This is a genomic window from Luteimonas panaciterrae (assembly GCF_020511115.1).
In the GTDB taxonomy this organism is placed as follows: domain Bacteria; phylum Pseudomonadota; class Gammaproteobacteria; order Xanthomonadales; family Xanthomonadaceae; genus Luteimonas; species Luteimonas panaciterrae.
In genome coordinates this window covers 107,555-134,500 of sequence record NZ_JAJAVH010000004.1, presented here as the reverse complement: position 1 = coordinate 134,500, position 26,946 = coordinate 107,555, and the positions used below count along the sequence as shown (strand labels likewise).

General features: G+C 65.0%; 22 protein-coding genes. 11 read left to right on the top strand and 11 right to left on the bottom strand.

What is annotated here, in order from left to right:
* Positions 1-21 precede the first annotated feature (21 nt).
* Together LG367_RS05465 and LG367_RS05460 are read right to left on the bottom strand one after the other, a co-directional pair.
* On the bottom strand, positions 22-3,534 hold the full coding sequence (locus LG367_RS05465; protein ID WP_226468221.1) for an efflux RND transporter permease subunit: 3,513 nt from the start codon (positions 3,532-3,534) through the stop codon (positions 22-24).
* Positions 3,531-4,652, bottom strand: a complete 1,122-nt coding sequence (locus tag LG367_RS05460; RefSeq protein ID WP_226468613.1) for an efflux RND transporter periplasmic adaptor subunit — start codon at positions 4,650-4,652, stop codon at positions 3,531-3,533. Before LG367_RS05460 ends, LG367_RS05465 begins: the two co-directional genes overlap by 4 nt.
* Positions 4,653-5,491: 839 nt before the next feature.
* On the opposite strand from LG367_RS05460, the gene LG367_RS05455 reads away from it, so the two are divergent.
* Together LG367_RS05455 and LG367_RS05450 are read left to right on the top strand one after the other, a co-directional pair.
* Positions 5,492-5,905 (top strand): c-type cytochrome, encoded by a 414-nt coding sequence (locus LG367_RS05455; protein WP_226468220.1) that lies wholly within the window; start codon positions 5,492-5,494, stop codon positions 5,903-5,905.
* A gap of 8 nt (positions 5,906-5,913) precedes the next feature.
* Positions 5,914-6,357, top strand: coding sequence for a c-type cytochrome (locus LG367_RS05450; RefSeq protein WP_226468219.1), 444 nt, complete (start codon positions 5,914-5,916; stop codon positions 6,355-6,357).
* Positions 6,358-6,519: 162 nt separating this feature from the next.
* Here the strand turns inward: LG367_RS05450 and LG367_RS05445 are convergent, their stop codons facing one another.
* From LG367_RS05445 to LG367_RS05430, 4 genes are all read right to left on the bottom strand, one after another.
* A complete protein-coding gene (locus tag LG367_RS05445) occupies positions 6,520-6,975 on the bottom strand; it encodes an SRPBCC family protein (RefSeq protein WP_226468218.1) in 456 nt (151 codons plus the stop codon).
* 246 nt (positions 6,976-7,221) lie between these two features.
* A complete protein-coding gene (locus LG367_RS05440) occupies positions 7,222-9,360 on the bottom strand; it encodes a TonB-dependent siderophore receptor (RefSeq protein ID WP_226468217.1) in 2,139 nt (712 codons plus the stop codon).
* Positions 9,361-9,519: 159 nt separating this feature from the next.
* Positions 9,520-11,166, bottom strand: a complete 1,647-nt coding sequence (locus tag LG367_RS05435; protein WP_226468216.1) for a hypothetical protein — start codon at positions 11,164-11,166, stop codon at positions 9,520-9,522.
* A 43-nt stretch (positions 11,167-11,209) separates the two neighbouring features.
* Positions 11,210-11,806, bottom strand: coding sequence for an NfuA family Fe-S biogenesis protein (locus tag LG367_RS05430; RefSeq protein ID WP_226468215.1), 597 nt, complete (start codon positions 11,804-11,806; stop codon positions 11,210-11,212).
* 110 nt (positions 11,807-11,916) lie between these two features.
* Here LG367_RS05430 and LG367_RS05425 point away from each other — a divergent pair, with 110 nt between their 5' ends.
* The gene (locus LG367_RS05425; protein WP_226468214.1) at positions 11,917-12,258 is read left to right on the top strand and encodes a 4a-hydroxytetrahydrobiopterin dehydratase; all 342 of its coding nucleotides are present in this window, start codon (positions 11,917-11,919) and stop codon (positions 12,256-12,258) included.
* Positions 12,259-12,317: 59 nt separating this feature from the next.
* Complete coding sequence (locus tag LG367_RS05420; RefSeq protein WP_226468213.1) at positions 12,318-12,785, top strand: energy transducer TonB; 468 nt, start codon at positions 12,318-12,320, stop codon at positions 12,783-12,785.
* Here the strand turns inward: LG367_RS05420 and LG367_RS05415 are convergent, their stop codons facing one another.
* Positions 12,786-13,745, bottom strand: a complete 960-nt coding sequence (locus LG367_RS05415; protein ID WP_226468212.1) for an RluA family pseudouridine synthase — start codon at positions 13,743-13,745, stop codon at positions 12,786-12,788.
* A 476-nt stretch (positions 13,746-14,221) separates the two neighbouring features.
* Here LG367_RS05415 and rne point away from each other — a divergent pair, with 476 nt between their 5' ends.
* On the top strand, positions 14,222-17,425 hold the full coding sequence (gene rne, locus LG367_RS05410; RefSeq protein WP_226468211.1) for a ribonuclease E: 3,204 nt from the start codon (positions 14,222-14,224) through the stop codon (positions 17,423-17,425).
* A 131-nt stretch (positions 17,426-17,556) separates the two neighbouring features.
* Here rne and LG367_RS05405 read toward each other — a convergent pair whose 3' ends face one another.
* The 3 genes from LG367_RS05405 to LG367_RS05395 all read right to left on the bottom strand — a co-directional run bounded on the left by LG367_RS05405 (position 17,557) and on the right by LG367_RS05395 (position 19,894).
* A complete protein-coding gene (locus tag LG367_RS05405) occupies positions 17,557-18,204 on the bottom strand; it encodes a response regulator (RefSeq protein WP_226468210.1) in 648 nt (215 codons plus the stop codon).
* A gap of 73 nt (positions 18,205-18,277) precedes the next feature.
* The gene (locus LG367_RS05400; protein WP_226468209.1) at positions 18,278-19,171 is read right to left on the bottom strand and encodes a ZIP family metal transporter; all 894 of its coding nucleotides are present in this window, start codon (positions 19,169-19,171) and stop codon (positions 18,278-18,280) included.
* Positions 19,172-19,255: 84 nt separating this feature from the next.
* Positions 19,256-19,894 carry a TetR/AcrR family transcriptional regulator gene (locus tag LG367_RS05395; protein WP_226468208.1) on the bottom strand — a complete coding sequence of 213 codons (639 nt, stop codon included), beginning with the start codon at positions 19,892-19,894 and terminating at the stop codon, positions 19,256-19,258.
* Positions 19,895-20,014: 120 nt separating this feature from the next.
* Between LG367_RS05395 and LG367_RS05390 the strand changes: the two genes are divergently transcribed.
* The 6 genes from LG367_RS05390 (at position 20,015) to LG367_RS18610 (ending at position 25,916) form a co-directional block, all read left to right on the top strand.
* Positions 20,015-20,932, top strand: a complete 918-nt coding sequence (locus LG367_RS05390) for an oxidoreductase (protein WP_226468207.1) — start codon at positions 20,015-20,017, stop codon at positions 20,930-20,932.
* Positions 20,933-20,953: 21 nt separating this feature from the next.
* On the top strand, positions 20,954-21,544 hold the full coding sequence (locus LG367_RS05385) for a class I SAM-dependent methyltransferase (RefSeq protein ID WP_226468206.1): 591 nt from the start codon (positions 20,954-20,956) through the stop codon (positions 21,542-21,544).
* Between the two features lie 85 nt (positions 21,545-21,629).
* Positions 21,630-21,995, top strand: a complete 366-nt coding sequence (locus tag LG367_RS05380) for a hypothetical protein (protein WP_226468205.1) — start codon at positions 21,630-21,632, stop codon at positions 21,993-21,995.
* A 292-nt stretch (positions 21,996-22,287) separates the two neighbouring features.
* Positions 22,288-23,703: an oligosaccharide flippase family protein gene (locus LG367_RS05375; RefSeq protein ID WP_226468204.1), complete on the top strand. Its 1,416-nt coding sequence runs from the start codon at positions 22,288-22,290 to the stop codon at positions 23,701-23,703.
* A gap of 90 nt (positions 23,704-23,793) precedes the next feature.
* Positions 23,794-24,762: a cupin domain-containing protein gene (locus tag LG367_RS05370; RefSeq protein WP_226468203.1), complete on the top strand. Its 969-nt coding sequence runs from the start codon at positions 23,794-23,796 to the stop codon at positions 24,760-24,762.
* Positions 24,759-25,916, top strand: coding sequence for a GNAT family N-acetyltransferase (locus LG367_RS18610; protein WP_226468202.1), 1,158 nt, complete (start codon positions 24,759-24,761; stop codon positions 25,914-25,916). The genes LG367_RS05370 and LG367_RS18610 overlap by 4 nt, the downstream gene beginning before the upstream one ends.
* 12 nt (positions 25,917-25,928) lie before the next feature.
* Here LG367_RS18610 and galE read toward each other — a convergent pair whose 3' ends face one another.
* Positions 25,929-26,939 (bottom strand): UDP-glucose 4-epimerase GalE, encoded by a 1,011-nt coding sequence (galE, locus tag LG367_RS05360; RefSeq protein ID WP_226468201.1) that lies wholly within the window; start codon positions 26,937-26,939, stop codon positions 25,929-25,931.
* Positions 26,940-26,946: the final 7 nt, after the last annotated feature.

The following is a 26,946-nucleotide window of genomic DNA, read 5'->3' as shown; positions in this document are numbered from 1 at the left end:
GCATCGGCTAGGCGCGGTCTCTCACCCAGCTTCCCCATCGGCGGCGATCGCCGCGTGCGCCTGCTCTTCGTTCATGCGGATGCGCTTGGCGCGTGCCACGTAATCCTCGTCGGGACGCCGATCCAGCAGGTCGTACACCACCGGGATCACCACCAGCGTCAACAGCGTCGACACCAGCAGGCCGCCGATCACGGTGATCGCCATCGGCGAACGCACTTCGGCGCCCTCGCCGAAGGCCAGCGCCAGCGGCAGGAAGCCGAACAGCGTGCACAGCGTGGTCATGATGATCGGCCGCAGGCGCGAGCGGGCACCTTCCACCAATGCATCTCGCTTGGGCACGCCCTGCTCGCGTAGCTGATTGACCTTGTCGATCAGGATGATCGCGTTCTTCACCACTAGGCCAACCAGCAGGATCAGGCCGATGAACACCACCACCGACACCGGCGAGCGCGTCAGCAGCAGCGCCAGCGCCGCGCCGACCAGCGCCAGCGGAATAGTGAAGAGAATGACGAAGGGATGCAGTAGGGATTCGAACTGCGAGGCCATCACCAGGTACACGAGGAAGATCGCCAGCCCGAACGCGATCAGCAGCGAGCGGATCGATTGCGACAGTTCCTCGCCCTGTCCGCCGATGTGCATGCCGACGCCGGCACCGAGCGGGTTGTCCCGGACGAGCTTCTGGACTTCCTGGATCGCCGTGCCGAGATCGATGTCGCGCAGGTTGGCGGAGACGACGGCCACGCGCACCTGATCGGCGCGATGGATTTCGCTGGGCCCGGTGGTCTCGACCACGTCGGCGACCGCGTTCAAGGTGACCGGATACGCGCTGCCGGGGTTGACGATCAGATGGCGGATGCTGTCGACCGAGGCGCGATCACTGACCTGCGCGCGCACCAGCACGTCGATCTTGCGGTCGCGGAAGCTGTAGCGCGTGGCGACGTCGCCGCGCACCTTCTTCACCACGATGTCGGCGACCTGCCGCGTGGTCAGTCCGAGCGCACCGGCACGTTCCTGATCGAAGCGGATCTGGATTTCCGGGAAGCCCTGCTCCACCGTCGATTTGACGTCGGCGTAATGCGGGTTGGCGCGCAGCAACGCGGCCATGCGCCGGCCGGCATCCTCGATGCCTTGCAGATCCTGTCCGCGCAGTTCGATTTCGAGCGGCGTGGAGAAGGAGAACAGTTCCGGCCGGCTGAAATCGACCTGCGCCGCGGGATAGCCCTGCATGGTGGCGCGCAGGCGTTCGGTCTCGCGTGCCTCGATTTCCTCGCTGCCGCCATCGGCCATCACCACGGTGAGCTTGCCGATGTTCTCGCCGCTTTCGGTCGGATTAGCGTCCAGCCGCGTGCCGCTGCCGCTGACGCCGTACAGCGTGCGGATGCCTTCGTCCTTGCCATGCGCGGCCTGCAATTCGCGCACCAGCCGGTCGGTCTCGCGCAGCGGCGTGCCGGGCGGCAGTTTCACCGTCATCTCGAAGCGATCCTGCGCCAGCTGCGGGATCAGGTCGGCACCGAGCATCGGCACCGTCACCAGCGTCAGCGCGAACGCCGCGGCGGCGAAGCCGAGCACGAGCCATGGGCGCCGCAATGCGCCCGGCAACAGTTTCAGATAACCGCGCTCGGCGTTGTTGTAGGGCGCCATGGCGAGATCGCTCAGCGCGCGCATGACCGGCCCGATCACCGCGACCAGGCCGCGCCAGATGCGCACGAACACCCAGGCGATGCCGAAGAACGCGCCGCGAGCGCCGATGCCGGCGGCACGGCCGGTGGCCGCGACCGGCTTCTGCCATTTCGAGTCCGGATGCCACTGCTGATGCGGCGATTCTTCCGGGAACGCCATCGGCGCCCGCGTCTTCAGTGCGCTCAACATCGGGATCAGCGTCATCGCCACGCACAGCGAGATCGCGATGGCGATCGCCACGGTCAGCGCCTGATCGCGGAACAGCTGCCCGGAAATGCCTTCCACGAACACCAGTGGCAGGAACACCGCCACCGTCGTCAGCGTGGAGGCCATTACCGCCATGCTGACCTCGCGCGTGCCCGCGACCGCGGCCTGCAGCACGCCGAGGCCGCGCTCGCGCGCCTTGGCAATGCTTTCCAGCACCACGATCGAGTCGTCCACCACCAGGCCCGTGGCCAGCGCCAGGCCACCCAGCGACATGACGTTGAGGCTCAGCCCCAACTGTCCCATGAAGAAGAACGTGGTGACGATCGACACCGGCAGCGACAGCGCCACCACGAAGGTGCTCCAGCCATCGCGCAGGAACAGGAAGATGATGAGGATGGCGAGACAGCCGCCGATCACCGCATCCATCTTCACGTCGCTGATGGCGTGGCGGATGAACAGCGACTGGTCATCGATGGTGGTCAGCTCGACGTCCGGCGGAATCTGCGACTTGATCTCTTCCAGCCGCTTCTGGATGGCGTCGGCGGTGGCGACGGTGTTGGCGTCTCCTTCCTTGTAGATCGCCAGCTCGACCGTTTCGCGCCCAGCGAGGCGGATGATCGCTTCGCGCTCCTTGTAGCCCTGTCGCACGGTGGCGACGTCGCGCAGGCGCACCGGCATGCCGCCTGCGACGCTGGTGCTGCTCGAGGACGAAGCATTCTGCGCTTCCGCCGCGGCGGCCATCGACGCCGGATCGCCGCTGGCGGCGGCGACTCGCGCCATCTCCTCCATCGCATTGGCCGCGTTGCCGCCGCCGGCCGCCTGCGTGGTGACGAGCATGTTGGCGATTTCGTCGACGGTGGCGAACTGGTTGACGGTGCGCACCAGGAAACGCTGCGAACCTTGCTCCAATCGTCCGCCGGAGACGTTGACGTTCTCCTGCTTCAGACGATCGATCACGGTCTCGATCGGCAGGTGCAGCTGCGCGAGCTTCTGCTGGTCGATGTCGACCTGGATTTCATCCTCCAGACCACCGCCGACCTTGACCGCGGCCACGCCGTCCACCGGCTCCAGCTTCTTCTTCAGATCGTCGTCGGCGTAGCGGCGCAGTTCGGTGAGCCGGCGCACCGCGTCGGCATCGTTCGCTGGCGCGGCCTTGCCCGACAGCGCGATGCGCAAAATCGGTTCGGTCGACGGATTGAAACGCAGCAGCACCGGCTCCTTCGCTTCCAGTGGCAGCTGCAGCACCTCCATCTTGTCGCGGACGTCCAGGCTGGCCTTGTCCATGTCCGTGCCCCAGGCGAACTCGAGCACGACGTCGCTCTGGCCGGTGCGCGAGATCGACTTCATCTTGCGCAGGTTCTTGACCACGCCGACGGCTTCCTCGACCGGCTCGGTGATCAGCGTTTCGATTTCCGCCGGCGCGGCGCCGGTGTATTCGGTGCGGACGGTGAGCGTGGGATAGCTCAGGTCCGGCAGCAGATTCACCTTCAGCGTCGACAGTGCGATCACGCCGAACAACAGCATGGTGATCCAGAACATCGCCACGGTGACGCGGCGACGCGTGGAGAATTCGACGAGACCCGAACCCGTGTCCGCGGATCCGTGCGAGCCTTCGCCGTCGACGCCTTCGCGCGCGCCCTCGCTCATTGCTTGCCGTCCTTGCCGGGAGCCGAGACAGCGACGGCTTTCGCCGCCGGCGCGCCGTTGATCACCTGCACGCTGCTGCCTTCACGCAGCGCCACCTTGCCTGCCGTCACCACGGCATCGCCCAGTTGCAGGCCGCCACGGACTTCGGTCCATTCGCCGTCGGTGTAGCCGACCTTGATCGGCGCGCGCACGGCCTTGCCGTTGCGCACCACGAAGACAGCGGGATCGCCCTGGTCATCGAGCAGCGCCAGGCGCGGGATCACCAGCGCGTCGGCACGCTGGTCGTAATCGATGCGGATGCGGCCGAACATGCCGGGCTGCAACGTGCCGGCGCCTTCGAACGCGCAAACCACGCGGAACGTGCCGCTGCCGGAATCCACCACCGGCGCGACGCGGTCGACCGTGCCCTGGAAGGTCTTGCCCGGCTGGGCGTCGACCTGCATCAGCACCGGCTGCCCGGCCTTCAACGTGGCGAACTCGCGCTCGGGCACGTTGAGCGTGGCTTCCAGGCGCGAGTCGTCGATGATGCGGATGATCGGCGAGTTGATCTGCACGAAGTTGCCGGTCTTGATCGAGCGCGAGGCGATCACGCCGGAGATCGGCGCCACCACGTTGGAATAGGACAGCTCGAGATTGGCGAGGTTGTTGACCGCGCGCGCGTTCTCCAGATCGTATTTCAACTGATCCATGTCGTTGGCGCTGATCAGTTGCTGCCCCACCAGCGCCTGCGAGCGCTTGTAGTTGGCTTCCAGCTTGCGCATCTGCGCCGCGCTCTGCGCCGCCTGCAGGCGGGCGCGGTCGGGGTCCAGGCGCACCAGCACCTGGCCGGCCTTCACATGCTGACCTTCCTCGACCAGGACGTCCAGCGCCACGCCGGAGGTCTTGGCCACCACTTGGGATTCGGCACGCGCCTCCAGCGGCGCGGTGCCCGTGTAGCTGGCCGCGATCGAGCGCCGGCTGGCCTTGGCCACCTCCACCGGAACGGCCTCGTCGGCCTTCTCGGCGCCCGGCGCCTTGGCCTGGGCATCGCCCTCGGGGCCGCCCTTGCAGCCGCCCAACAGGACCAGACCCGCCCCCAAACAGACGGCCAGCAGGGTGCGCTGCAAGCCGCGACTCATCAGTTCCATTGCCATGTTCTCAGGTAACCCCTACGGTGTTGTAGCAAGGTATATCACCCACCCCAACGCCACATCCGCCAGAGGTCATGGTGACTGCCGGGAGGGTGTCCGCGCCGTGTGCTGTTTCCGAAGACCGGGGCATGCCCCTGTTCGACTGGTCTACGCCTCGAAGATGCCAATCCGCAGACAGCGCGCCGGGTGTTTTGTTCACCCCGCGAACTGAACCGATGACATTGAAGAAGCAGCGTCCGTCGTCTATTCCGGATGCCTCGATATATCACACCCCTGCTGCATGTTCGGATGAATGGCATGCAGGCGATGCAACACATGTAACGGAGCGTGGCTGCGGTCGCGCTCCTGCCTGGTTCTCGGTCGCGCCGGGGATCTCTTTCCGATTACTTCTCATCATGTTTTCGCGTGTGCCGCGCTGGTCGTCGACATCGCGACGTTGCGCGCGGCGAGAGAGGGAAATCGGTCGAGACATCGAACACGGCCATGCCGTTTCTCGTCCGCTGATTGCCCGCCTCGCTCATCCGGCATGCCGTGCCGCGCGCGATCCTTCACGGCTGTGATGGACAAGTGATTCCTGCCAACCTCGATGATGCCGACGGCGTCCGGCCGCCTGATCGTCACGCGGCACGAGACAGGCGCCCGAACGCAGCCCGCCACACTCGGCTCCCATGTCCCGATCACCGCCCGACCCGCACCGGCCTCTACGACCGCGTCATGACAGGCTATACTGTGGAGATTGTGCGTTGACGGGTTGCGCGGAATCGCCGCCTATCGGCCACCCTGTCAGCCAGTTCCACTCAGCCATCCAGGATTTGCGGATACCCGACATGACGCGACCGTTGACGATCGCCGCCAGCCTTGCCCTTGCCGCGCTTTCCTTCGCGGCCATCGCCCAGAACGCTCCCGCTCCAGCTCCCGAACAGCCTGCCCAGCCCGCTCCTGCGGCCCAGCCCGCCGCGTCGGCGCCGGCTGCCGCCGTGAAGCCGGTCGGTTCCGTCGAGCGTGGCAAGCAGCTGACCTACACCTGCCAGGGCTGCCACGGCGTCACCGGCTACAAGAACGCGTATCCGAACTATCACGTGCCCTTCATCGGCGGACAGTCGGAGCAGTACCTGACCAACGCGCTGACCGAATACAAGAAGGGCGCCCGCAAGCACCCCACCATGCAGGCCCAGGCCGAGAGCTTCTCGGATCAGGACATCGCCGACATCGCGGCGTTTCTTTCCTCGCTCAAGCAGTGAACCGCGCCATGACGTTCGTGTCCAAGTCCCGTCTCGCCATCGCCCTCGCCGCCTCGCTGGTCCTTGCCGGATGCTCCGGCGGCGACACGCCCGCCGAGCATTCCTCGGCCGACCGCGCCGAAGGCCACACCTCCTCGTCCGCCGGGCTGCCGGCCGGTCACATCGATGCCGGCGAAAAGCTCGCGCACACCAAGGGCAAGGCCACCGGCCAGTCCTGCGTGGATTGCCACGGCGAGGAAGGCAACAAGCCGATCGACCCCACCTACCCCAAGCTCGGCGGCCAGTACACCGACTACATCGCGCATTCGCTCGAGATGTATCGCGATGGCGACCGCGAGCACGCGCTCATGACGCAGCAAGCGAAGGATCTGACCGATCAGCAGATCGCCGACCTTGCCGCCTACTTCAGCTCGCGCACGCGTCATTTGCGCGACCTGCACGACACGCACTGAAAAGCGTCTTGTCGCGGGACGGGACAGGGTCGCATGGCCCCGCCCACCGCTGAAATTCAAGTCCAAGCATCCGGGCCCCACATCGTGGGGCCTTTTTCTTGACCGGGCTCCGGGCCCGCGCCACGACGGTCGGAGCGCTTCCCGGTCAGATGCCCGATTCCATCACTCGTCGGGGATTTCCGGTTCGACCAGCTTGCCCAGCAACACCAGCGATTCCTGCCAGCCCAGGTAGCAGAACTCGACCGGGATGGCCTCCGGCAGGTTCTCCTGCACGATGTTCACCTCGGTACCGCAGATCACCTTGCGGAACGTGATGGTGGTGGTCATCGCGCCAGGCAGATTGGGATCTTCGAAGCTGTCGGTGTAGCGGATGCGCTCGCCTGGCACGAGTTCCAGATACGTGCCGCCGAAACTGTGGCCGTTGCCGGTGGAGAAATTGGTGAAGCTCATCCGATGCGTGCCTCCGACCTTCACGTCCAACTCGTGGACCTTGCAGGTGAAGCCGTTCGGCGGCAGCCACTTGGCAAGGGCATCGGCATCGAGGAAGGCGCGGTAGACCCGCTCGGGCGGGGCGTTCAGGACGCGGTGGAGACGAACGGTATTGGCGTTGGTGGTCATGACGATTCCTGGTGACGAGGAGGAGTCCTCTTCCCTACGACGAACCAGCCTGCGCGAAATCGACATGCACGGGACGAATTGATTCGTGGGCCCGCTCTTGGGCATGGTTCCGGCCACCGGTCGTGAAGTCCGTGCCAGGAAGCGGTGCCGGGACCGCTTCCTGACGCGGTTTTCAATGCCTGACTGCCGCGATTGAACCGAACGACGTCGCCTTTCCCTTGCGCACCGGCCAGCCCATGGTTCGTCTCACCAGCGATACGCCACTTCCGCCATCACACGGCGCTTGGTCCCGTACCAGCAATCGCCGCGCGAGAGACACGTCGCCAGATATGTCTTGTCGGTGAGGTTGACCGCGTTCAACGAGAAACGCCACGCGCCCACGTCGTAGGACGCCATCGCGTCGAACAAGGTGTTCGACGGCGTCACGTACGGGCCATCCGCGCCGTCCCAGGTTTTGCCGACGTAACGCACGCCGCCGCCGATGCGCAGCCCCGGCAGCGCGGCGAAGCGATGCACCGCCCACAACGCGGCCGAATTCTCCGGATAACTCTCGTAGCGGGTGCCGTCTTCCCTGGTCGCCTTGGTGTGCGTGTAGCTGGCGATCAGGTCCCAGTTGCCGATGCTGCCGTTGGCTTCCAGTTCGATGCCCTTGGCGTCGATCGGACCGGCCTGGACGGAATAGCCGGGATTGAAGGGATCGGACACCAGCCGCCCCTTCTCTTCCAGCTTGTAGACCGCCGCCGTCGCCGTGAAGTGATATCCATCCGGCGTCCACTTCACGCCCGCTTCCGCCTGCTTGCCACGGCTGGGATCGAACGTGCCGCCACCGTGCGGTTGACCGGCCACGGGCTGGAACGACTCCGCGTAATTGAAGTAAGGCGACCATCCGCCCTTCGCCAGATACACCACGCCGAGATTCTTGGTCCACGCCTGTTCCGAGGAATCGTTGGTCTCCAGCCAGTCGCGCCTGAGACCGCCGACGAAGACCCAACGCTCGTCGAGCTTGATCTGATCCTGCACAATCATGCCCACCTGACGGGTGCGGGTATGCGTCCAGACGTTCTCGGCCGTGAACTGCGGCTCCGGACATGTGCCATACACCGGCGCGTACACATCGAACGGCTCGGGACAGTAGGCATCCGGCGAGATGCGCTGATCCGCATTGAACGCCATCGCATCCACGCCGACCAGCAGCGTGTGCCTGACACGTCCGCTTCCCAGCCTGCCTTCCAGCAACAGATCGCTGTTGGTGATGCGCGAGTGGTCGTCGCTACCGTAGGTGAGTCGCGACAGCAGGCGCTGTTCCTCGTCCAGGTAGACACCGCCGGGATTCGCCGTCGAGAAGAAATCCGCGTAGATGGTGCGGAATCCGCCCGTCAGTCGATCATGACGCAGATCGTGACGCAAGCTCCAGTTCTCGTTGAAGCGATGCTCGAACGCATAACCAAAACGTATGCGTTCGCCGCCGTTGCGATCCCACGACGGCTCACCGACGAATCGATCCACCGGAATGCGCCCGCTGCGCGAGGGATACAGCGTGCCCACGATCGGGAAGAACCCGTTGGTGTTGCGATTGAGGTCCTTCTGGTATTCGAGATAGACGGTCAGCGTGTTCGCATCGTTCGGAATCCACGTCAGCGAAGGGGCGATGTAACGGCGATGATCGTCCGCATATTCGACCTGCGTTTCGTTGTCGCGCGCGAGCGCGACGAGGCGGTACAGCAGCGTGCCATCGGCATTCGCGGGACCGGTCAGATCGGCCGCGATCTGGCGACGCTCATCGCTCCCCACCTGCACCGCGATCTCGTGCGAAGCCTCCGCCTGCGGCCGCTTGTGGACGAGATTGACCACACCGCCCGGCGCGGTCTGCCCCGCCATCACCGAGGATGGCCCATGCATGACCTCGATGCGTTCGAAGGCATAAGGCTCCTCGCGGATCACGCCGTAGTAGCCAGTCAACGGCAGGCGCATGCCATCGAGCAACGTGGTGCCGGAACTGCCGCCGCGCAGCGCGAACCAGTCGCCGCGATTGTCCAGCCCATATTGATCGGTGCGCACACCGGCGCTGTAGCGCAGCACTTCCTGCAGGTTCTGCGCGTTCTGGTCGCGAATCTGCGTCGCGGTGATCACGCTGATCGCCTGCGGCACTTCGTTGAGCGGCGTATTGGTCTTGGTGCCGGCGCTGGTGCGCTCGACGGTATAGCCTTCGGCTTCGCCGCGCACCTGGACGGCGTCGAGCGTCTTGGCGTCCGGACGTTTGTCCGCAGCGTCATCGGCGGCGGACTCGATAGTGGTCGATTCGGCGGCGGCCTGCAGCGAAAGCAGCAGACCGAAGGCAAGCAGGGAAAAGCGCAGGGAACGACGCGGAATTCGTGGCGTGGTCATGTCGACTCGTGGGAGGGAAGCGGCTGAAAGTGCGCTTGCCTGGCCACGAGCTGGGAACGCCCGCGCATTCTAAAGGAAGATGCGGGATTCCGGCACACCGGATCGCATCGCGATGCGCATCACATCGCCGCAGGCGCGCATGACAGCGCGCCCACCGCATCATTTCTTCAAGCTATTCTGATCTTCCTGCAGCTCGGGCTTGAACGGAACATCCGGCGGCGGACGCGCCTCGGCTTCCACATCCTGCTTGTTGGGATCGCTGATGCTGCACGCGCCGCCGAGCGCAAGCAGGACGACCGAGCAATTGATCGATTTCGATGTGCCCGGAATCGGAATCAGCACCGTCTTGATGCTGCGCCTCACCCATTCCTGCAGCAGCGTTTCGCTCGGCACCCAGAACTTGTCGAAGCTGGTCGGCTCGTAATCGAACGGCGGACGCTTGAGCCAGGTGCCGTGGCGATCGATCTTCTCGAAATCTTCCGTCACCGTGCCCGGCGGCAAGCCGCCGCCGACCCTGCCGTCACCGGGAATCCTCGGACTGCCGTCGGCATTGAACAAACCGCCCGGTTGTCCCGCCTGGCCGCCGGGGCGATTGCGATCGGCAAGTCCCCAATCGTCGCCGCGCTTCGGCGACGGCAATGCGCCGGGCTTGGGCGAAGATTTCGGACCGCTGCCGGCGCTCGGCGCAGGCGTTTTGGGACCACCGCTGGCAGTGCTTGTCCCGCCGGGCGGGCGTGGCGTCGTTGCCGAAGGCGTGGTGCCCGTCGCGGGCTTTGGCTGGGGCTGGGACGTGCTTGCGCTGCCGGTCTGCGTTTCCGCGGGCCGTGTGGGAGGCGTCGGCACATCGCGCGTGGTCACGCTGCGCGCGGGCGCGGCGATCTGCGGCGTCGGTGTCGGACGCATCGGCACGTCGCGGACTTGCACCGGGGTCAGCGGCGCCGGCACCTCGCGCACGCTCACATCCACCGGACGTTGCTGGAGTTGCGGTGTCGCGATCTGTGGCGCCGGTACGTCACGCGGCGTGATCGGCTGGATCGGCGCCGGCACTTCGACCACCTGCACGTCGCGCGACGGCATGCCAAGTTCGGGCGTGCGGATGGTGGCCTGCGGCACATCCACCGGCGGCGCCGGCGGCAGGACGAAGGTCTGATCGGGCACCGGTGTTTCGGTGACCTGTAACGGTTGCTGCACCGCTGCCACGGGTGTCTCGGGAGTCGGCGGCGTCGGTGTCGTGGCGGCAGGCGGCGGAGACGCGCTGGCCTGTTGCGGCGCCTGCTGCGTCGGCGTCGGTTTGGGCTCGGCCTGCGCCGCGCTCGGCGCGGGCTCCTGATTGGGTTCGCCCTGCGGCGAACCGCCGCCCTGCTCCTCCGGCGTGCCGGTGCCGATGTATTCGACCTGGATCACTTCCTCGCCTTCGCGCGCCGCTTCCGTCGGCAACGCCATGAAACGAACGTAGGCGAGATAGATCAGACACGCGGCGAAGAACAGATGCACCAGCAGCGTGATCACGCTCGCGGTGATGCGCACGCCGCGATCGTCCTCGCTGGCGGGATGCCATTGCTGACGCCACAACGTGGTGAAGGCCTGCCAGCGATTGAGTTCGCCACTCGCGCGCGGTGGCGGCGCCGGTTCGCGCGCGAGGAAAATGGCGAGGACCGCTTCCACCGTGGCGCCGGTGATCGCGCCGACGCGTTCGCGCATCGACGCGAACCATGCCGCCCATCCCGGCGGGAATTCCCCCGGTGGCGTGGAGTCGTCGCGCAGGCGTCTGCGCAACGCTTGGATCAGTTCGGCGGAGGAAAACACTCGTGTCGTCCCCGCTCGCGTCCGGCTGCGCCCGTCGGTCTACTCACGCCGTGCCGTTCCGGGCGATGTAAGGCGCCTGCCCGGTGTCGTGATCGGTGGCGTCGCGAACCGCGGTCACGCCCGGCACCCGGGTCAGCAGTGTCTTCTCGATCCCCTGCTTCAACGTCACGTCGGCCATGCCACAACCGTGACATCCACCGCCAAAGCGCAATACCACCACGCCGTCGGAGGTGACTTCCTGCACCGCCACGTTGCCGCGATGCTGCGCCAGCTGCGGATTGATCTCGTGCTCGACGGTCCAACGCACGCGCTCGACCAGCGAGGCCGATTCGGCCGGCGCTTCGCCTTTGATCTTCGGCGCGCGAATCTGCAGCTGTCCGCCCGTCGCCTGCGTGGTGTAATCGATCTCCGCGCCGTCGAGGAACGGCACGCTTGGCGCATCCAGCCACAGCGTGAAGCCTTCGCAGTCGATCGCCCATTCGTCGCCCTGCAGATCGCGCTGTTCGGCGAACTCCAGACGCACGTCCGCCTTCGGCGTGCCGGCATGCATCGCCGCCAGCCGCACGCCAAGGCCCGGAATGGCCTCGCGCTCGATCAGCTTGCGGAAATGCGCCTGGGCGGTTTCGGAAATATTAATCATCGTCGTATTCTAGCGGGCGGCGGAGATTACGCTCGTCCGAACGCCGTTCTCCCGTCGCTGTTTCCATCCGTCGTTCATCCTGCACACAGTCAGGCCTGCCGGAACCGCTCATGTCCGAGATTACCCAACTCGCCCAAGCCCATTGCGTCCCGCGCAAAGGCCCCGCGCACAGGCTGGACGCCGCCCGCGCCAACGCATTGTTAACGCAACTGCCGGGCTGGGAGCTCGTCGAAGAGGGTGCGGCCATCGTCAAGACCTTCAAGTTCGACGACTACTACCACACGATGTCGTTCGTGAACGCGCTCGCACACGTGGCCAACCGCGAGGACCATCACCCCGACCTCGGCGTCCACTACAACCGCTGCGTCGTGCGCTACTCCACCCACGATGTCGGCGGGTTGAGCGAGAACGACTTCATTTGCGCGGCGAAGGCCGAGGCGCTCGCTTCCTGATCCATCGTGTCGTCTGAAGCCAGCGTTGCAAAGACTTGCCCGGAGCAGCGAGTCAACTGATGATGAAATTCAAGCGTGCTTGGCCGGGAATCGCTGTCATTGCGATTGCTGGATCCTTCATGTGCAACTTCGGCTACGCACAAGGCCGTGTGCCGCCTCCGCCTGGAGGAATAGGAAGCGACCGGGGAGCCTCCGTGGATATCCTGTCGAAGAACTCCAATCCGCCCGTCTACCCACCAGACGCGTTGCACGACAGCATTGAAGGAACCGTGGTCGTGATCGTCAAGGTCAACGAATACGGAGAATTCCTGAGAGCATTCGTTGATCGTTCCTCCAAGAATCGTCAACTCGACCAGGCCGCCCTGGAAGCGGCTCGACACTGGCGATACAACCCCGCCGTTTATAACGGGATGCCACAAAGCGACAGCATACGCATTCCGGTGGATTTCGATCTGGAAAAATATTGGGAGGCCCACCCCGATACGACATCGGAGCAGGCCAAGTCCTTTTATCCGCCAGTTCGATAACTACAAGCGGTCCAGCGTCTCGACCAGTTCCGTCGCCAGCGGCGCATTCAACACGTACGGCGCCTTGCCGCCATCGAGCGCGAACTCCAGCGAGGCGGCATGCAGGAACATGCGCTTCAACCCGATCTGCTCGCGCAAGCGCGCATTCACCGCCACATCGCCGTACTTGTCGTCGCCGGCGACAGGATGCCCGATGTGCTTGGCATGCACACGGATCTGGTGCGTGCGCCCGGTCTCGATTCGCACCTCGCAATAGGAATGTCCGCCGCGGCGCTCCAGCACCTTGAAGTGGCTGAGCGAGGGCTTGCCGGCCGCGTTGACCTGCACATGCCGCTCGCCGCCCTGGCGCAGGCCGATGTGCAGGGGCGCATCGACGCTCATCACGCCATCCGGCATGCGTCCGACCAGCAGGGCCAGGTAACGCTTGGTGATACCACCATCCTCACGCATCAGCGCTTGCAGTTCGGCCAGCGCCGAACGCTTCTTGGCGATCACCAGCAGGCCGGAGGTGTCCCGGTCCAAACGATGCACCAATTCCAATGACTGATTGGGCCGCAGCGCACGCAAGGTCTCGATCGCGCCAAAACTAATCCCGCTCCCGCCATGGCTGGCGACGCCCGACGGCTTGCTGATCGCCAACAGGCGTGCATCCTCGAAGACGATGCTGGCCTCCATCGCCTCCAGCAGTCCCCGGGCCGGCGTGCCCTTGTCCGCCGCCTCGCCCAGGCGCACCGGCGGGATTCGGACCTCGTCCCCGCCCTGCAACCGCGTGTCGGCTTTGGCGCGACCGCCGTTCACCCGCACCTGGCCGCTGCGGACCAGCTTGTAGATCAAGGATTTGGGCGCGCCCTTGAGCTGCCCGAGGAGGAAGTTGTCGAGGCGCTGTCCGTCGCGGTCGTCGGCCACGCGGACCATGCGAACACCACCGGTCGATGAAGCGGGAGAAGCTGAATGGGCCATCGATGCTTTTCGTCTGCTACACTCGCGAGGCGAGGTAAGGTTCTGATTTCGCAGGGAGTTACCGCCATGTGCCAACAGGCACGTCGGCGAGGGCCGAAAGCCCGCCTCCCCGCGGATAGGTCCGCGCGACATCACTGCCCCCGGGGCATTGATGTTAACAGCGACGGCCCAGCGGCTCCGCGCTTCGTCGGATGGTCATCCCATTCGCGCTGAACATGTCCCGCGTGGCACAAGCTCTGCCCTGACCGGCATGAGCCGAAGCCGCCGGCCCTGTAACACTTTATGTAACAAGCGCTCCCGCGGCCCGCCGTGGTGTTGTAGCGCTGGATGGCAAACCAGGTCGCCGCTGCGCTTGCGCGGCTGGCGATCAGGCCTGCTCCAATAGGCTGGCACCATCAGGCCGATCCAGGCGTCACGCCAAGGCGTTGCCGCGTGCCCTGCCCCCGGGCAGGAGGAAGCGCGCGAGGAACGCAACAATGAAACGCATGCTGATCAATGCCACGCAGGCTGAAGAACTGCGCGTGGCCATCGTCGATGGACAGACGCTTTACGACATCGACATCGAACAACCGTCGAAAGAACAGAAGAAATCCAACATCTACAAGGGCCGCATCACCCGGCTCGAACCCTCCCTCGAAGCCGCCTTCGTCGAATACGGCGGCGAGCGCCACGGCTTCCTGCCGCTGAAGGAAATCTCCCGCGACTACTTCCAGTCCGGTGTCGACCATCACAAGGCCGGCATCCGCGAACTGCTGCGCGAGGGCCAGGAAATCGTGGTCCAGGTCGACAAGGAGGAACGCGGCAACAAGGGCGCCGCCCTGACCACGTTCATCTCGCTGGCCGGCCGCTACATGGTGCTGATGCCGAACTCGCCCACCGCCGGCGGCGTCTCGCGGCGCATCGAGGGTGACGACCGCGCCGCCCTCAAGGAGGCGATGGACAAGCTCACCATCCCCGACGACATGGGTGTAATCATCCGCACCGCCGGCGTCGGTCGCGATGCCGAAGAACTGCAGTGGGATCTCGACTATCTGCTGTCGATCTGGAAGGCCGTCGCCGACGCCGCCCTGTCCAAGCCGTCGCCGTTCCTGATCTATCAGGAATCGCGCCTGATCATCCGCGCCCTGCGCGACTACATGCGCTCGGACATCGGCGAGATCCTGGTCGACACCCCGGAGATGTACGCCGAGGCCAAGGAATTCGTCGAGCAGGTGATGCCGCACAACCTGCGCAAGCTCAAGCACTACACCGACGACACGCCGCTGTTCAACCGCTTCCAGATCGAATCGCAGATCGAGAGCGCCTACGAGCGCACCGTGCGCCTGCCCTCCGGCGGCGCGCTGGTGATCGACCAGACCGAGGCGCTGACCGCCATCGACGTCAACTCGGCGCGCGCCACCAAGGGCGGCGACATCGAGGAGACCGCGTTCAACACCAACCTCGAGGCGGCCGACGAAGTGGCCCGCCAGATGCGCCTGCGCGACCTCGGCGGCCTGGTGGTGATCGACTTCATCGACATGACCTCGAACAAGCACCAGCGCGAGGTCGAGAACCGCCTGCAGAACGCCCTGCGCTTCGACCGCGCGCGCGTGCAGCTCGGCCGCATCTCCAAGTTCGGCCTGATGGAGATGTCGCGCCAGCGTCTGCGTCCGTCGCTGGGCGAATCCAGCCAGATTGTTTGCCCGCGCTGCGAAGGCCACGGCCGCATGCGCAGCATCGAATCGCTGTCGCTGTCGATCGTCCGCCTCGCCGAAGAGCACGCGATGAAGGACAACACCGGCCAGGTGCTGGTGCAGGCGCCGGTGGAGATCGCCAACTACCTGCTCAACGAGAAGCGCCGCGCGCTCGCCGAGATCGAACAGCGCCACGACGCGCCGATCGTCATCGTCGCCGACGAACAGCTGCACACGCCGCACTACGAAGTCACGCGTCTGCGCGAAAACGAACTGACCGAGGAAACCGCCAAGCCCAGCTACCAGCGCGGCACGCCGCGCCGGCTCGCGACCATCGCACTGACCAAAGCCAACCTCAACGTTCCGACCGCGCCCGTGGTGAAGAACGTCAAACCCACGCAGCCCGCGCCCTTGCGCGAACCGCGTCCGGCGCCGCCGGCACCGGTGCCCGCACCGGCTCCGGTCGCGGCCGTTCCGCAGGTCGCACCGACCAGTGGTGGCCTGATCGGATGGCTGAAGGGCCTGTTCGGATCCGAGCCCACGCCTGCACCCACGCCGGCACGGACGGATGCGCAAGCACGCGGTGATCGCAACGATCGTGGCGGCAATCAGCAGCAGCGTCGTGATCAGCGCGGCGGCAAGCCGCAAGGCCGTGATCGTGACCGCGACCGTGGCGATCGCAACCGTCGCGACGAATCGCGTAGCGGTGGCGAAGCACGCCAGCAAAACGCCCAGCCTGCCGGCCAGCAGCCCTCCCAGGGCCAGCAAGGCCAAGGCAAGGGGCAGCAGCAGAAGCAACCGCAACAGAACAAGCCGCAGCAACAGCAGCGCCCGCCGCAGCAGAATCAGCAGAAACAACCGCAGGCGCCGCAACAGCAGAACGCTCAGAAGCAAAACGCGCAGAAGCAGAACGACGAGCCCCGCAAGGACGTCACTGTCGCCACTCCGGCACCGGTGTCCGCGGAAAACGTCGTGAAGCCCGCGAGCGCGAATGTCGCCGAGCCCACGGTGATCGCGGCCACCGCTGTCGCCGCTGAACAGGCATTGGCGACACCGCCCGCGGCCGCCGTCACCGCCGATGCCGCACAACCGGCATCCAGCACCGATGCGCAGCAGGAAAAAACGGAAAACGGCGAAGCCGGCGGCCGTCGCCGTCGCGGTCGTCGCGGTGGACGTCGTCGTCGTCGTGGCGGTGAAGCCGCGGCCGGCGCGGGTGCCGCGGCGGACGACATTGCGGATGATGTCGGTGCCGGTGAAGAAGTGGAAATCGGCATGGACCGTTCGCAGCCCGAGTTCGATTTCGATGACGAATCGGATGCTCCCGCGCCTCGCGCTTCCGTTGAAGCGACGCCCGCGCCGGTCAAGCAAACGACCGATGCCAATGTCGCGCAAGCGCCTCGATTGGAGGCAGCGCCGGTGACCACACCTTCGGAGCCGAGCACTCCGGTCATCGCCGTATCCGAACCTGTCGAAGCTGATCACACGCCTGCCTCGGCAGCACCCGTGGAAGATGCGACGCCCGTTCGCGAGCCCATCGCGTCGACGACGTCTTGGACTTCCGTGCATGCGGAGCCGGTCGAAGTCGAGTCCACGACTTCAGCGGCATCGACGGAAACCACGACGGCACCGATTGCAGAAGCACCAGTCGCAGAAGCCCCGGTAGCAGAAGCTCCGATCGTGGAAGCGCCGAGCGTTGAAGCCCCCACCGTCGAAGCATCGATCGTGGAAGCACCCGTTGCGGAAGCCCCGACCACCGAACAAGTCGTCAATGAAACAGCGACATCGTTCGATAGCGCATCCTCGCCGGCGCCCGCGCATGAAGATCGGCCCGCGACAGATCGCGTCACCACGGAACCGCGCATGGCCGGTCTCTTCGACGTGAGCCCCCTGCCCGATCCGGTGGTCGAACCGACGACACTGGAGACGCCTGCGGAAGCCGTGCGCAACGTCGCTCACGAAGACGGCGCCAACGACGACGATCAGCCGCCGACGTCACGCAGCGCGTAAATTTCGAAGCTCCACTCAGCCGGCCCGAACACATCGGGCCGGCTTTTTTTCGGCCGCGACAAAGCAACGGCCACGATCAGATCAGATCAGATCAGATCAGATCGATAACGATAGATATTTGATGCAGACGCCTAGAACGCCTGCGCGGGATCGTTGAGCCCGTACTGCCCGGCCAGCCGCGCGAGCGCGATGTTGTCCTGGATCGCCAGTTTCTCGAACAGTCGCGCCTTGTGCGTGTTGACGGTCTTCGCGCTCAGGCTGAGCTTCTTGGCGATGTCCTCCTGCCGCAACCCCTGCAGCAACAACATCGCCACTTCCAACTCGCGCGGAGACAAGGCATCGAATGGCGTGCCGTCGCCGCCCAGGCCCGACAGCGCCAGTTTCTGCGCGACATTGCTGGCCAGATAACGCTTGCCGCGCGCCACATCGCGCACCGCACGGACCAGCTCCGCGGAATCGCCGCCCTTGCCCACGTAACCGGATGCGCCCGCTTCGATCACACGCTTGGGAATCGGCCCATCCTCCAGCACCGACACCACCACCACGCGCGTGCCGTGATCGCCCTTGACGATGCGTTCGGTCACTTCCATTCCGCTCACGCCCGGCAGATGCAAATCGCACAGCACCACGTCCGGTTTCAGCTTGCGGATCAGTGGCAAGGCCTCCTCGCCGCTGGCGGCTTCACCGATCACTTCGATGTCGTCCTCGCCGGACAAGATCATGCGCATGCCGGTTCGCACCAAAGCATGGTCATCGACCAGAAACACACGGATGGTCATGCTGCTCCCCTGCCCCCAAAATTCCTGCAAATCAGGCTAACACGCATTTTCATGCTCAAAGGTGAAGACGGAGTCAGCGAAACGACGCATCCAGAATCATCATCAGCACGAAGCCCAGGATCAAACCGCCGGTGGCGAAGGCTTCGTGTCCCTTGCGATGAGATTCTGGAATGATCTCATGACTAATCACGAATAACATCGCGCCGGCCGCGAACGCCAATCCCCACGGCAACAGCGGCATCGAATACCGGATCACGATGGCACCGAGCACGGCGCCGACCGGTTCGATCAGTCCGGATGCCATGCCGATCAACACCGACGTCCTGCGTCGATAACCGGCCGCCACCAGTGCCGCGGCGACGACCAGCCCTTCGGGAATGTCCTGAATCGCGATGCCCGTCGCCAGCGCGCCGGCGCGCGCCTCGCCGATGCCCGCATAGGCCACGCCGATCGCCAATCCCTCGGGCAGGTTGTGCAACAGGATCGCGAAGACGAACAACCAGGCGCGCCGCAGCGTCGTGTTCGACTGCCACTCACGGCCCTTGATGAAATGCTCGTGCGGCAGAAAGCGCTCCACGGCCAGCAGCGCCGCCGCGCCGAGCAGGATGCCGCCGCCCACGACAAAACTAGAATTCCATGTACCGATGCCCTGCGCCTTCGCCGCGTCGATGCCCGGCACGATCAGCGAGAACGCGCACACCGCCAGCATTACGCCCGCCCCGAAACCGAACAGGCTGTCCTGCACACGCTCGGAGACGCGCTGTGGAAACGCCACCGGCAACGCGCCGAGCGCGGTCGCCGCCGCCGTCATCAATCCGGCGAGCAGTGCATTGAAGACAGGTGCGGGATATTCGGATTGCAGGTGCTGCCATCCCATCTGCAGCGCCGCGAACAAGCCGAATACCACGATGCCGAAACCGAGTAGACGGCGCAGCGCGGCAGCGGGTGGCAGGTTCGGGGTATGCATGCGAACAATCTCACCATATCGCCGATGTATCTGGATAGACGCCACGCCGTGCGCGGCGATGCATCGTGTCCAACGCACGACGTTTCATGAGTCGGGCCAGGCGATCCCGAGCATCTCGTCCAAGGTCTCCGACACGAAATCGTTCAACGACTGCGGGTGCGCGAATGAGGAAAACTTGCCGTCGAGCGCGAGATGCGCGAATCCATGCACGGTCGACCAGGCATTGAGCACCATCGCGCGCAACACCTTCGGGTTCGCGGTTTTGTCGGCGCCGAGATAGGTCCGGATGCTGGTTTCGAGTTCGGCGAGCGCGGCGCTTCCGACGGACTCCAGACGTTCGTTGTCGGGCTGCAGCAAGTCGTGACGGAACATCAACTGGAAACGCCCCCGATGCGCGAGTGCGAAGCACACGTAGGCGACGCCTTGTGCGCGCAAGCGGGCGCCCGGCGTCGATGCCGCCTCGCCCGCTTCGTGTAGTGCATTGCGGAGGCCGTCGAATCCCAGGATGGCGACCTCGGTTAGCAGCCCGGCCGTGCTGCCGAAATGATGCGCCGGCGCTCCCGCGGACACGCCCGCCCGGCGCGCGGCCTCCCGCAGCGAAAACCCTTCGGGGCCGCGCTCTTCCAGGATCTGGTCCGCCGCCACGATCAGGGCATCGCGCAGCGCGCCGTGGTGATAGCTGTCGCGGGGTCCGCCAGAGCCGCCGGACGAGGAAGGTTTCATCGCCACCATCTCAATCTATACATCGTTCAAATTATCTGTCATGATGCAATTTAACACTGTTTAGATTCTTCCCGAAGATTCAGTCAGGCGTGCCGACACCCCGGACTCCCGATCGAGGCAATGATGACTCCCTGGACCGCCGAAAACATCCTGGACCAATCCGGACGCACCATCCTCGTCACCGGCGCCAACAGCGGCCTCGGTTACGTCACCAGCCTCGAACTCGCCCGACGCGGCGCGCGCGTCCTGATGGCGGTCCGCGACGAGACCAAGGGCCGGCAAGCCGCCGAACGCATCCGATCCCAGGTGCGTGGCGCACGGCTGGACGTGCGTCTGCTCGATCTTGCCGATCTCGATCAGGTCAAGGCCTTCGCGCGCGGCCTTCTCGCCGAACGCACGCCCATCGATGTGCTCGTGAACAACGCGGGCATCATGATGCCGCCGCGCTCGCTCACGCGGCAGGGATTTGAACTGCAATTCGGCGTCAATCATCTCGCGCACTTCGCGCTGACCGGATTGCTGCTCGAGCGATTGAAAGCGGGCCGTGACCCGCGCGTGATCACGGTATCGTCCGATCTGCACAAGCGCGGCACGATCCATTTCGACGATCTCGACGGCACCAGACATTACGGCCGCGTGGCGTTCTACGCGCAGTCGAAATTCGCCAATGTCCTGTTCGGCCTGGAACTCGATCGCAGACTGCGATCGGCCGGGCTGCCGATCCGCAGCATCCTCGCGCATCCCGGTTATTCGGCCACCAATCTGCAGCTCAGCGGCCCGACCGGCCTGCTTCATCTCTTCATGCGCATCGGCAATCGCCTGCTGGCGCAAAGCGCCGAGATGGGCGCACTGAATCTGCTTTACGCGACGACCGCGCCCGATGTCGAAAGCGGCCAGTTCATCGGGCCGGACGGACGCAACGAAAAGAAGGGACACCCCACCTTCGTCCAGCCTGTCGCCTCGGCACGGGATGCCGAACTCGCCCGAAAGCTCTGGGAGCTTTCGGAACGCCTCACCGGCGTATCGCCCACCTTCTGAAAGCCACGGGAACCGCGTCCGATGTCCACCGCCGACTTCTTTCCCTTCTTCCGCGCCTGGATCACCAGTCCGTTGCAGATCGCCGCGGTGGCTCCATCAGGCAACGCGCTCGCGGAACTCATCACGAGTGAAGTGTCGCCGCGATCCGGTGCCGTTCTCGAACTCGGCGCGGGCACCGGCGCGTTCACGCGCGCGTTGCTGGCCCGCGGCGTCGACGAGAGTGCCCTCACCCTGGTCGAATCGGCGCCCGACTTCGCGCAGCTGCTCGAGCACAGGTTCCGCGGCACGCGCGTTCTGAGGATGGATGCCGCCCGTCTCGCCCAGGACAGGATCTTCGAAGGCACGCCGGTCGGCGCCATCGTCAGCGGGTTGCCGTTGCTCTCCATGCCCACGCGCAAGGTCATCGCGATCCTCGCCGGCGCCTTCGGCTATGCCCGGCCGGGCGCAGCGTTCTATCAGTTCACGTACGGGCCGCGCTGCCCGGTGTCGCGCGCGGTGCTGGACCGCCTCGGATTGAAGGCGACCCGCATCGGCGGAACCCTGTTCAATGTGCCGCCCGCCGCCGTTTATCGGATTTCACGACGCATGCCGTTCCGCTTTCCGGTGTTCTGAGCCCACTCAACAGGATGGAACCGCTTCGATAATCCCCCAATCTCCCCCGATACCGGCGTTTCTCACCGGCACGCGATACGGATGGATGTCGCGCTTCCAGGGATTGCTTACACTGGGCCTGCTACAGGGGGGAAGGCCATTGAAGCACGACAAAAGCGTATTGGCGCGCCGCGAGGTGACCTACGTCGCGACCCATTTCTCGGACGGCTCGGTATCGCTGGACTGCAACTATGCCGGCGATGTCGACCTGACCGGCGACGGCTCGCCTGAACATCCGCTGCGCGCCCTGCTCTCCGGCGAGCAAAAGATCGCTGAGGAATTGCGAGGCGCGCTGCAGCGGGTCTCCGACGAATATGACGACAGGGGCTGCGTCGGCTGCGGCCGGATCAGCGCGCAGACGCTGACGTTCGTGCGCCTGCTGCTCTCCGTCGCCAAAGGCGAAGCTCCCTGACACGTCGCGTGCAACGCGGCTAGCGAAACCCTCGGCACGTTCAGCAACCGACTGGCCGTTTCACGGCTCGCCGACGGCTTCTCGGGCAAAACGACGGACTGGAACCACGTTCGATGAACGCCTTGACGGCCGACGTCAGCGCCCGTTTACGGGCGTCAAAAATGTGATAATCATCACTCTCCTGGCCGCGCTGTCAATGCATGGGAAATATCGGAAAGCTGCTCGAACCCACCTTGGGCAGTGACCTCATCACCGGCACGATGTCGCGTCTTGTCGAAGCCGGCGTGGCGACGTGCTGATCCGTCAAACCGTCCTGTACCTGCCGGCCCAGTTGTTGGGGCCGCTGGCGCAGCTCGTGGCCATCGTGCTGTGGACGCACTGGCTCGATCCCGACGCATTCGGCCTGTTCACGCTTGCGATGGCGGCGCAGGAAGCGGTGTATCTGTTGCTGCTGTCGTTCTGGTCGTACTTCCTGCTGCGATTCCTGCCCAGCGCCGATACCGCTTTGCGACAGCGGATGGACGTCATAGAGACACGGCTGTTCCTCGCCAATGCGATGCTGCAGGCGGCCGCGCTGCTGATGCTGATGCGCTACGTCATGCACGAATGGCCCAGCCGCGAACTGCTGGTTGTTCTGTTCGCTTTCTCCTTCACGCGCTCGTACTGCACGCATCTGGCCGAACGTGCCCGTGCCGATGGCATCGTCGGCACTTATACCGTGCTGCAGACCGTCGGCCCGGTGGTTGGTCTGCTGATCGGCGTGCTCTGGGCCAGTCTGGTGCCGGTGGAGCCGATGCATGTGCTGGCGTCGTATGCGATCGCGCAGACGATTTCGCTGATCCTAGCCCTTCCCAAGCTGCGCGTGAATTTTCGCTTGCAGGCCGCCGATCCGGCGACACTGCATCACGCCTATCGCTATGGACTGCCGCTGGCCGCCAGCGGCCTGCTCGCATGGGTGCCCGGCAATGGCAGCCGCTTCGTGGTGGAACACGAGCTGGGCATCGCCGCGGTGGGCATGTTCTCGGTGGGCTGGACGCTGGGACAGCGCGCCTGCTCGTTCGCGGCGATGCTGGTCACGGCGGCCGCGTTTCCTCTCGCTCTGCGGCTGGAAGCCAGCGGCGCGCGTGATCGCGCGATGCATCAGCTGTCCTTGAACGGCGTACTGCTGTGCAGTGTGCTGCTACCGACTGTCGCGGGGTTGATCCTGCTGACGCCCGCACTGACGAAAGTCGCGGTGTCCGAGCCCTACGTGGCGGTGACGTTGCAAATCCTGCCACTGGCCGCACTCGCGGGCCTGGTCAAGAACCTGCGCAGTCACTTCGCCAACCAGGCGTTCCTGCTCGCGCAGAAAACCAATTGGACGCTGGCGCTCGACATCCTGGAAACGCTGCTGTTCCTGATCGGTGCCGCGGTCGGATTGCGCACCCTCGGCGTGGTGGGCGCGGCCTGGGGCGCGCTGATCGCGGTGTCGGTCGGCGCCCTGCTCGCCTTCGCGATCGCGATCGGCAGATTGAAGATGCCGTTCCCGGGCCGCCACCTGCTCCGCATCGTGCTGGCGACCGCCGTGATGTCGCTCGCGTTGTCCGTGCTGCCACCGCTGACTGGCTGGATGCAATTGCTCGCGGCCGTCGCCTTGGGAGGCCTGGTGTACATCGCCACGCTCGCGCTCGGTTATCGCGGCCATCTGGGAAAGCTGCGCACGCTCTGAATTTCATGCACTTCCATCATGGAAGGCAACAACCGCGTCACGTCTTCTTCATCGCAAATGCGACACACAGCATCAGGGAGTTGAAGGTTCATGGCTAACAGCACAAGCGTCCCGCTGACCTCGCTGAGCGCCGATTCGCCACGACAGTGGCAGTTGCGGCCGCATCTGTTCCAGCACCGCCTGCACCTCGACCCGCGCTTCGCGCGCGACGGCCTCTCCGCTCTGATCGAACGCTATCCACGCGAGCATTACGCCATCGTGCACATGGGCGAACAAGGCGCGGGAGGCAGACGGGTCTGGCGCGAAGGCGATATCGGCGCGCTCTCCGGCCAGCAAGTACTGGATGCGATCGAGCACGGCAGGCTGTGGTTGAACCTGCGCAATGCTCCCGAAGTGGTTCCACAGCTGCGCGAGCTGGTGACCGGAATTTTCACGGAAGCGCACGCGCTGGCGCCGCCGGTTTCCAGCTACGACCACCTCATGGGCATCCTGGTGTCCTCCCCGGGCGCGCAGGTCTACTACCACGCCGATCTGCCCGGCCAGGGCCTGCTGCAACTGCAGGGCAGGAAGCGCATCTACATCTATCCGCCGCGCGCGCCTTTCCTCACCGAGGAAGGATTGGAGAACATCGCGCTCAAACAACTGGAAGTCGGGCTGCGCTATGACCCCGCTTTCGACGCGGAAGCGGAAGTCTTCGAACTGGAGCCGGGCCAGGGACTATTCTGGCCGCTCAATGCACCGCACCGGATCGAGAACCACGACTGCCTCAACGTCTCGATGACCTTGGAATACTGGACCCAGGACATCCGCCGCAAGCACATCGTCAATCTCGCCAACGGCATCCTGCGCCACAACTTCGGCCACGCGCCGCGATCGCGCGCGATCACGGGCGGTGCTTTCCATGCCAAGACCGCATTGCAAGCGTTGTGGCGTCGCAGCGGCCGCCTGGACGTGCTGCGGAAGCACGCCCGTCCGATCGATTTCCGCCTCGACCCCGATACTCCAGGCGGCATCATCGACCTCGGTTCGGCACTGGCGAACGAAGGACACGCGGCGTGAGTCCTTCGACCGTCGATTGTTATCTCGCGACAGTCGACACCAATCCCGCCTCCGCCATCGTCCGCTGGCACGAATGGATCGCGGCTGGCGATCTCACGGCTGGTTTGTTCCAGACGCCGCGATGGCTCACTGCCTGGTATGCCACGCTTGGCGCGCAACCCGGCCGGCAGCCTTTGTTTGCCAGCATCGTGCGTCGTGATGACGGCCGGCCATTGATGGCCCTGCCGTTGCTGCTGCATCGCCGTGGCGGGCTGCGCCGGATCGAGTTCGCGGATCTCGGTGTCACGGACTACGTCGCTCCGCTGCTGGCTGTCGATTGTCCCGATGACCCCGAACACGTGCGCGCCATGTTCGCGGCGTTGCGACGCGCGCTGCCATCCGCGGACGTGTTTTGCGCTCACAAGATGCCCGCGCTCGTGGGCGGACGGCCCAATCCCTTGCAGCGATTGCGCGGCACGCGTCCGTCGTCCCTGTTCGGAAACCTCGTCACGGTCGATGGAGATTTCGATGCCTGGCGTTTCAGTCGCGAGAAGACCCATCGCAAGGAGCTGGAGCGATCGTGGCGCGTCTTCACCCGCCATCCGGATGCCGAATTCCGCCTGATCACCGACATCGCCGACGCGACACGGATCATGGACGCGCTTGAGACCTATCAGCGCAGCGCGATCGCCAACAAGGGCTGGGCCTATATCCTCGACGAGCCGGGATATCGCGATTTCTATCGCCGCCTGATCGTCGATGGCCTCGCTTCCGGCGATACCGTGCTGAGCGCATTGATCGCTGGCGACGAAGTCGTCGGTGCTCTGCTAGGCGTGCGCCGCGATCATCATTACGCGATGATCCGCATCGGCAACGCTGGCGGCGAGTGGCGCAACTGTTCGCCCGGCCGTCTGGTGATCGAACGCACGATGGCGGCACTGCATGCGCAGGGTGTGCGGGATTTCGATTTCACCATCGGCGACTACCCGTACAAGAAGGGTTTCAGACCCGAAGAACTTCCGCTGTACGAGCTGACGACCGCCTTGTCCTGGAAAGGGATGCCCTATGCCGCGTTCCTCAGACTCAAGCATGAGCTCAAGATTCGCTTGAAGAGCAGACCGCCGATTCAAGCCGGAGAAAGCCCTGCGCTCCCGGTCAAGCAAACGGGAAATTGAGTCCGCTTCCGATCAAACGTATCCGTCGGGGGACATCGACTGCCAGCGCCACGCGTCCTCGCACATCCTGTCCAGATCGTATTCCGCCTTCCAACCCAGCAGACGACGCGCCAGTTCGGGCGAGGCGAAATACTCCGCGACATCACCCGCGCGTCTCGGCGCATAGGACAGCGGCACCTGCCGACCGCTGACTCGTTCGAACGCGGCGACGACCTCCAGCACGCTGTGGCCGCATCCGGTGCCGAGATTGACGGTGAACGTCTCCCCGCCCTTGCCAAGATGCTCGACGGCTCGCACATGCGCACGCGCGAGATCGACGACATGCACGTAATCGCGCACACCGGTGCCATCGCGCGTGGGATAGTCGTTGCCGAAAATCTGCAGGTATGGCCGCCGCCCCACCGCCACCTGGCAGATGTAGGGCATGAGGTTGTTGGGAGTTCCGCTCGGGTCCTCTCCGATCAATCCACTCTGGTGGGCACCGACCGGATTGAAATAACGCAGTACCGCGGCCTTGAACCCCGGATCGACATGGCTGAGTTCTTCGATCAATTCCTCGGCGATCAGTTTTGTGCGCCCGTAAGGACTGGCGGTTCGCAGCGCCGCCGATTCCGGGATCGGGCTGAAATCCGGCGCGCCGTACACGGTGGCGGAGGAACTGAACACGAACTTCCCCACACCCGCGCGTGCCATCTCCTGCATCAGCACGATGGTGCCGGAGATGTTGTTGTCGAAGTACGTCAACGGCTTCTGCCAGGATTCCCCGACGGACTTCAGTGCCGCGAAGTGGATCACGGCATCGAAATCATGACGTGAAAACACGCCGGCGAGCGCGGCGGCGTCACGGACATCCACACACGCATTCTCCACTTTCTCGCCGGTGATGCGTTCCACGCGCTCGAGCGCCTTCGGAGACGAATTGGCATGACTGTCGACCACGACCACCGCATGTCCGCTCGCGATCAGCTCCACGACCGTATGCGAGCCGATATACCCCGCACCGCCGCATACCATCACCTTCATGCTCGCT

What these genes read in the sequence shown, in the direction of transcription:
- LG367_RS05405 (WP_226468210.1), bottom strand. Translation starts at nt 18,204, where the DNA reads ATGACCATCCGTGTGTTTCTGGTCGATGACCATGCTTTGGTGCGAACC.
- rne (WP_226468211.1), top strand. Translation starts at nt 14,222, where the DNA reads ATGAAACGCATGCTGATCAATGCCACGCAGGCTGAAGAACTGCGCGTG.
- LG367_RS05440 (WP_226468217.1), bottom strand. Translation starts at nt 9,360, where the DNA reads ATGACCACGCCACGAATTCCGCGTCGTTCCCTGCGCTTTTCCCTGCTT.
- galE (WP_226468201.1), bottom strand. Translation starts at nt 26,939, where the DNA reads ATGAAGGTGATGGTATGCGGCGGTGCGGGGTATATCGGCTCGCATACG.
- LG367_RS05370 (WP_226468203.1), top strand. Translation starts at nt 23,794, where the DNA reads ATGGCTAACAGCACAAGCGTCCCGCTGACCTCGCTGAGCGCCGATTCG.
- LG367_RS05415 (WP_226468212.1), bottom strand. Translation starts at nt 13,745, where the DNA reads ATGGCCCATTCAGCTTCTCCCGCTTCATCGACCGGTGGTGTTCGCATG.
- LG367_RS05425 (WP_226468214.1), top strand. Translation starts at nt 11,917, where the DNA reads ATGTCCGAGATTACCCAACTCGCCCAAGCCCATTGCGTCCCGCGCAAA.
- LG367_RS05430 (WP_226468215.1), bottom strand. Translation starts at nt 11,806, where the DNA reads ATGATTAATATTTCCGAAACCGCCCAGGCGCATTTCCGCAAGCTGATC.
- LG367_RS05465 (WP_226468221.1), bottom strand. Translation starts at nt 3,534, where the DNA reads ATGAGCGAGGGCGCGCGCGAAGGCGTCGACGGCGAAGGCTCGCACGGA.
- LG367_RS05450 (WP_226468219.1), top strand. Translation starts at nt 5,914, where the DNA reads ATGACGTTCGTGTCCAAGTCCCGTCTCGCCATCGCCCTCGCCGCCTCG.
- LG367_RS05445 (WP_226468218.1), bottom strand. Translation starts at nt 6,975, where the DNA reads ATGACCACCAACGCCAATACCGTTCGTCTCCACCGCGTCCTGAACGCC.
- LG367_RS05395 (WP_226468208.1), bottom strand. Translation starts at nt 19,894, where the DNA reads ATGAAACCTTCCTCGTCCGGCGGCTCTGGCGGACCCCGCGACAGCTAT.
- LG367_RS05400 (WP_226468209.1), bottom strand. Translation starts at nt 19,171, where the DNA reads ATGCATACCCCGAACCTGCCACCCGCTGCCGCGCTGCGCCGTCTACTC.
- LG367_RS05385 (WP_226468206.1), top strand. Translation starts at nt 20,954, where the DNA reads ATGTCCACCGCCGACTTCTTTCCCTTCTTCCGCGCCTGGATCACCAGT.
- LG367_RS05460 (WP_226468613.1), bottom strand. Translation starts at nt 4,652, where the DNA reads ATGAGTCGCGGCTTGCAGCGCACCCTGCTGGCCGTCTGTTTGGGGGCG.
- LG367_RS05420 (WP_226468213.1), top strand. Translation starts at nt 12,318, where the DNA reads ATGATGAAATTCAAGCGTGCTTGGCCGGGAATCGCTGTCATTGCGATT.
- LG367_RS05380 (WP_226468205.1), top strand. Translation starts at nt 21,630, where the DNA reads ATGTCGCGCTTCCAGGGATTGCTTACACTGGGCCTGCTACAGGGGGGA.
- LG367_RS05390 (WP_226468207.1), top strand. Translation starts at nt 20,015, where the DNA reads ATGATGACTCCCTGGACCGCCGAAAACATCCTGGACCAATCCGGACGC.
- LG367_RS05455 (WP_226468220.1), top strand. Translation starts at nt 5,492, where the DNA reads ATGACGCGACCGTTGACGATCGCCGCCAGCCTTGCCCTTGCCGCGCTT.